This is a genomic window from Faecalibacterium langellae, from assembly GCF_002549775.1.
GTDB classification, from domain to species: domain Bacteria; phylum Bacillota; class Clostridia; order Oscillospirales; family Ruminococcaceae; genus Faecalibacterium; species Faecalibacterium langellae.
In genome coordinates this window covers 1-5,959 of record NZ_NMTR01000022.1, presented here as the reverse complement: position 1 = coordinate 5,959, position 5,959 = coordinate 1, and the positions used below count along the sequence as shown (strand labels likewise).

Annotated in this window: 5 protein-coding genes, 2 tRNA genes and 1 rRNA gene; all 8 read right to left on the bottom strand. The window is 51.5% G+C overall.

Going from position 1 to position 5,959, the window contains the following annotated elements:
• Window positions 1-220: 220 nt before the first annotated feature.
• Complete coding sequence (locus tag CGS49_RS13205) at window positions 221-931, bottom strand: response regulator (protein ID WP_097802281.1); 711 nt, start codon at window positions 929-931, stop codon at window positions 221-223.
• Window positions 924-2,897 carry an ATP-binding protein gene (locus tag CGS49_RS13200; protein WP_143405872.1) on the bottom strand — a complete coding sequence of 658 codons (1,974 nt, stop codon included), beginning with the start codon at window positions 2,895-2,897 and terminating at the stop codon, window positions 924-926. Before CGS49_RS13200 ends, CGS49_RS13205 begins: the two co-directional genes overlap by 8 nt.
• 189 nt (window positions 2,898-3,086) lie before the next feature.
• Window positions 3,087-3,734 carry a potassium channel family protein gene (locus CGS49_RS13195; protein ID WP_097779996.1) on the bottom strand — a complete coding sequence of 216 codons (648 nt, stop codon included), beginning with the start codon at window positions 3,732-3,734 and terminating at the stop codon, window positions 3,087-3,089.
• A gap of 11 nt (window positions 3,735-3,745) precedes the next feature.
• On the bottom strand, window positions 3,746-5,083 hold the full coding sequence (locus CGS49_RS13190; protein WP_097802279.1) for a TrkH family potassium uptake protein: 1,338 nt from the start codon (window positions 5,081-5,083) through the stop codon (window positions 3,746-3,748).
• A gap of 167 nt (window positions 5,084-5,250) precedes the next feature.
• Window positions 5,251-5,502, bottom strand: a complete 252-nt coding sequence (locus CGS49_RS13185) for a DUF6061 family protein (RefSeq protein ID WP_097802278.1) — start codon at window positions 5,500-5,502, stop codon at window positions 5,251-5,253.
• Window positions 5,503-5,679: 177 nt separating this feature from the next.
• Window positions 5,680-5,755, bottom strand: a tRNA-Lys gene (locus CGS49_RS13180).
• A 5-nt stretch (window positions 5,756-5,760) separates the two neighbouring features.
• Window positions 5,761-5,832 (bottom strand) — tRNA-Glu (locus CGS49_RS13175).
• A gap of 7 nt (window positions 5,833-5,839) precedes the next feature.
• Window positions 5,840-5,956 (bottom strand): 5S ribosomal RNA (gene rrf, locus CGS49_RS13170).
• Window positions 5,957-5,959: the final 3 nt, after the last annotated feature.

Here is a 5,959-nt window from a genome sequence, read left to right as displayed (position 1 = left end):
CCTAGAATGTGGTTGGCAAACCCACACTCTATTCTACGGGGAGGTTTCTCTTTGTCTAGGGCTAAAGCCGTTTTTATTCCACCAGCGGAGCTGGTGGTTGTCGCTCGCTCAAGCTACCCAAGAGAAACAGAGCGTCCCCGACGGGGAACGCCATGTTGTACATATCGCTTGTCTGTGGTCTTTTGCAGGGTGCGTCCGCAAGGCGCACCCTGTTTTTTTACTATGCTTCATCGTTTTCCACACGAAGCATCCGGTATCCGACACCAACATGGGTCTGGATCAGATGCGGCGCATCCGGGTATCGTTCCAATTTTTTGCGCAGGGATGCCATATAAACACGCAAGGAAGCAATGTCATTTTCCTGTGTACTGCCCCATATTTGCTGTGTGATGGATGTATGCGTCAGAACTTTGCCCACATTACGAGCCAATACACACAGCAGTTTATACTCGATCGGAGTCAGGTGCAGCTCATTTTCACCCAACCAGACGCAGCCTGCCGAAAAATCAATTTTCAAAGAGCCATTGACAAAAATCGGACTATTCACCCCGCCAGTAGCCAGTAGATTCAATCTGCGTTGTGTCACACGTAGTCTTGCCAACAATTCATCCACGGAAAACGGCTTTGTCAGATAATCGTCTGCGCCGTTGTCCAGTGCTTCGATCTTATCAGAATCTTCGCTCCGGGCACTCAGGACAATGATGGGCAGGTTCGACCATGTGCGGACGCTGCGGATGACCTCGATGCCGTCTATATCGGGCAGCCCAAGATCCAGCAGCATGATGTCCGGATTGTGGCTGGTGGCCATCATGATCGCCGTTTCCCCATTGGAAGCAGTCAGATATTTATAGCCGTGGGCCTTCAGGGTCGTTGTGATCAGACACCGTACAGGAACATCATCCTCTACGACCAGAATGGACGGCTTATTCATGAATGTTCACCTCGCTTTGCGGCAATGCAAAGGAAAAGACACTGCCATTGGGAATGTTGTCACGCAGGGTCAATGTTCCGCCGTGAGCCGTCAAGATTGCACGGCAGAGGGGCAAGCCCAGTCCAAGGCTGCGGTGACTGTCTGCAATACGGCTCTGCCCGGTATAAAACATCTCGAACACCTGTGCTTTTGCGCGATCCGGAATGCCGGGGCCGTTATCTGCAACGTCCACTACGACCTGATGGTCTTTCCGGTAAGCCGAAATCTGAATGACCGAGCCTACGGGGGTGTATTTGATGGCGTTATCCACCAGATTGACAACGACCTGCATGATCAACCGTGCATCCACATTGACCAGAAGGATCTCGTCCCCATACTGTGTTGTGATGGTGTGTTCGCAGCTTTTCCGGTTGACATGATGCAGCGCTTCTTCGACCATTTCGTCCATCAGCTGCGGCGAGATCTGCAGATTCATCCGTCCATCTTCAATGCGGGTGATGGAAAGCAGATTTTCCACCAGACCGATCAGCCATTGTGCATCATCAAAAATATCGGTGCAGATCTTGTTCCGGGTCTCTGTATCCAGCGTTTCTCCGTTGGAAAGCAGATTGCTGGCATTGCCGGAAATGGAGGTCAGCGGGGTGCGCAGGTCATGGGAGATCGTGCGCAGCAGGTTTGCCCGCAGCTCTTCATTTTTTGCCTGCACGGTTGCCTGCTCTTTTTCCAGCGCATTTCTGCGGTTTTCGATGGCCAGCGCACCTTCGCCCAGAATGGAAAGCAGCACACTGTTTTCAAAGGCATCCAGCGGTTTTTCGGACAGATCGATCCCGATCACTCCAAACACGCCGCCTCCGGTCCGAAGTGCAAGATAAAGTCCCTTTGCATCCGGGTAGCTATCCGTGCCTGCACCGGAACGCTTTTTGTTGGCAAACGTCCAGTTTGCTGCATCCCGTTCTTCCGGTGCAGAAAAGATGTTTTGCGCCGTTTTCCCGTCAACTCCAAAAACCTGTTCTGCCCCAAGACCTCCGTTTTGTTCCAGGTAGACGATCAGGCTCCGGTTCAGCAGCTTCATCAGCTGGGAAGCTGTCAGCGAAAAGATTTCTTCTTCACTTTTGGCTTTCTGTAAAAGCTGATTCGTATCAAATAGTACTTTTGTCCGGAATGCTGCCTGCGCAGACATTTTTGCATGGTCTTTCAACCGTGTCGTCAACGTACAGGTAATCATTGCAGAGGTCAGCATCAGGGCAAATGTGACCTGATAACCGGGGTCATACGCATGGAATGTCAGGTATGGCTCGGTCAGGAAGAAATTGTACAATGCTACACTGGCAACGGACCCCAGCACACCGCAGGTATAACCGCTGGTACACAATGCGGTGAACAGCATCCCCAGCATATAGAGCATAATAATGTTATAACGCGCAAAGTCCAGCTGCAGGAAAAAGAAGCCGATGAGCGTGATGCAGCTCAAGATGCCTGCGGTGATCAGAAGATCACGGACAGACGGCAGAAGCGGACGGGTGAACAGCTTCCGTCCTGAACCGTAGCCGTTCTCTGCAGAAGCATCCGGGATGATGTAAATATCCAGATTAGGCGCAGTCATCGTCAATTTTTCAGTCAGTGACGGTCCACTCCAGAAATGGCGGCGATGTACGCTGGAGCTTCCCAGTACGATTTTTGTAATGCCGGAGATGCGGGCAAACTCTGCGATCTGCTGCGGAATGTCATCCCCATAAATCGTAGAGATGTCGGCACCTGCCTGCTCTGCCATACGAATGTGCTGCTGCAAACGCCGACGATCTTCTTGTCCCATCTGATCCGAATCCGGAGTCCGGACATACAGAGCTGTAAAGGTCCCTCCAAACGCCTTTGCCATCGTTGCTGCCGTCCGCACGATCTTTGCATTGGAGGGAGAGGACGACAGACACGCCAGAATATGTTCAGTGGGTGGGTCGTTCTGATTCATAAAAATCACCTGCCTTGCCCACAGTATAGCACAATTTGATGGTCACGACCACCAGCCACGTCTTTTTCCTTCCTGTTGAAGGATCTCCTTCCGCATGTGATCCAGCGCATCTGCTGCCCAAAAACCACTCAACATGACTCCAAGAACCATCAGTAACAAAACGACATCCATATGATCCGTCCTATCTTTTCAGAGCCGGAAACACTTCTGGATCGATGCGTATTTTCCCAAAACCAGCATACTTTCATCCCGGCACAGCTGCGTATCCGGCGTAATGCTCATATCGAGCTTTCCGTCTTTTTTCAGCGCAAGAATGTTGATGTTATACTTTTTTCGGATATTGATCTCACCGATCGTGCGATCCATCCATTCCGGCGGAATGGTCACTTCCATGATGGCGTGGTCGTCCTGCAGCTCGATATAATCCAGAATGTGTTCGGAGCTGTATCGGATCGCCGCCCACTTTGCCAGCTGCTTTTCCGGGTAGACCACTTCATCCGCACCGTTGCGCAGCAGGAACTTGGCTTGTACATCCCGCTCTGCACGCGAGACCACAAGCTTTGCTCCCAGCTCCTTGAGCAGCGATGTTGTTTCCAGTGAGCTTTGAAAATTGCCGCCGATGGTTACGATACACACATCAAAATTGCCAACACCAAGGGAGCGCAGAAAGTATTCGCTGGTGCTGTCACCGATCTGTGCATTCGTCACATAGGAAAGCACGGCGTTCACACGGTCTTCGTTGCTGTCGATCGCCATGACCTGATGACCCAGCTCATTCAGTTCCTGCGCAATATGGCGGCCAAAACGGCCAAGCCCAATCAAAAGAATCGATTTCATACTTGTCTCCTTTATCCGATTGCGATCTTCTCCTGCGGCAGACGAGAGTGGGCAGGGCTGCTGCCAAATGCCGCATAGATCAACGTCAATCCACCAACACGTCCCAAAAACATCAGTGCGATCAGCACCCCCTGCGAAAGGATCCCCAGTTGCGGTGTGATGCCCAATGTCAGACCCACCGTTGCCACAGCCGAAGCAGTCTCATACAAACAGACTGACATCGGCAGCTGCTCTGCCGCAGCAATGACAAAGGCTCCGAGGAAGAACAGCGTCAAATACATCCCTGCAATCGTGGCAGCATTCTTGACCGCAGAACCATCTATGCGCCGCCCGAAAAATTCGGCATCTTCTCTGCGGCGGAAGGTCGCCCACATATTGGCCAGCAGAACGGCAAATGTTGTGGTTTTCATGCCGCCTGCCGTAGAGCCGGGCGAACCGCCTAACAGCATCAGAACCACCATCAATGCCTGTGAAGTGCTGCCCATCGCAGCAAGATCGGCGGTGTTAAAACCGGCAGTACGGGGGGTAACGGATTGAAACATCGACAATAAAATGCGCTGCCGGGCAGAGCCTGCCGTGAACTCGAAGCAATAAAAGTACAGCGTCGGCAATACCAGAAGAAATGCCGTTGTGACAAGGATCACCTTGCTCTGCATCCGGTAACGGTGAAAATCAAGGCGATATGTACAAATGTCCTCCCATGTCAGAAAGCCAAGGCCGCCAAAGACGATCAGGGCCGCGATCACTGTGGTAAGCAATGGGTTTCCTGCATACCGTGTCAGCGAAACAAATTTTGCACCCTCTGTTCCCAGCAGGTCAAAGCCGGCATTGCAGAACGCCGAAATGGAATGAAACAGCGCGTACCAGATCCCGCGCAAACCATAATCGGCGCAAAATGTCGGCAGCAGCAGTGCAGCGCCGACCAATTCAAACAGGGCGGTGATCCGCAGAATAAAGCCTGTCAGCCGCACAATGCCGCCCATCTGCGGGGCAGCCGTAGCTTCCTGCATTGTGCTGCGCTGCTTGAGGGAGATCTTTCGCCCGGAAAGCAGCGCAAAGGCAGCGCCCACTGTAATGACGCCCAATCCTCCGATCTGGATCAGAAGAAGGATCACGCTTTGCCCAAAAGCCGACCAGTAGCTGCCGGTATCCTGAACCACAAGTCCGGTCACACAAAGGGCGGAGGTGGAGGTAAACAGCGCCTCATGGAACGGTGTGACGCACCGCTGCTGTGCAGCAACCGGAAGCATCAGAAGCAATGCGCCCACCAGATCGACTGCCGCAAAACCTGCAATAATAACCTGAAAAGAAGAAAAACGGTGCCGCTTGTAACGAGGATATTGAATCATAAAAGCTCCTTTACCTATCCGTGTGCATAAAGATTAGCACGGAATAGATAAAAGAGCCGTAAAGAAAATTGTAGAAGTATAAAGATTTCATTAAAATCGATCGACCAACGCCAAATAACAAATGCTGGACATCACCAGCGCAAAAAACGGTAATGTCCAGCATTCATTTAGATTTCTAGTCTATGGCTTCCGGTCACATTCTTCAAATATTCCTCTGGGTCACCGTTCAGAATCAAATCAGCATAGCCCAGCGGATCATTATAGATAAGATAATCCAGTTCTGACCTCTGCGCCACGGTCACATCCAGTGCATCCTCGACCCCGGTGCAGTCAATGGAAACTTTTCTCCCATCCCAGAGCAGCAGCTCCACGCACCCGGTGTCCATGTTGAATTTGCAGGCTCTTGTATCGTACTTCATATTTGTGTCCTTTCTGCCTTACGGCACCTTTACGGTTGTGACTTTTGTGATACGGTCTTTTTTCTGATAAGGTTTCGGACACACAGCGGTCGGGAAGGAGCCGGAATTATCATTTCCGAAGAAAATAAAAAATCCGAACCCTTCTCCTATCGGAAAAAAGTTCGGATTTTGTTGTTGTGGTGCACCTCCAGGGACTCGAACCCTGGGCCCACTGATTAAGAGTCAGTTGCTCTACCAACTGAGCTAGAGGTGCAAATATGACCCGTACCGGAATCGAACCGATGTTAAAGGCGTGAGAGGCCTCTGTCTTAACCGCTTGACCAACGGGCCATATAAAAGTCGGCGACTACCTATTTTCACGCGCCGTTTCCAGCGAACTATCTTCGGCACAAGTGAGCTTAACTTCTGTGTTCGGAATGGGAACAGGTGGAACCTCACCGTCATCGACACCGACCGA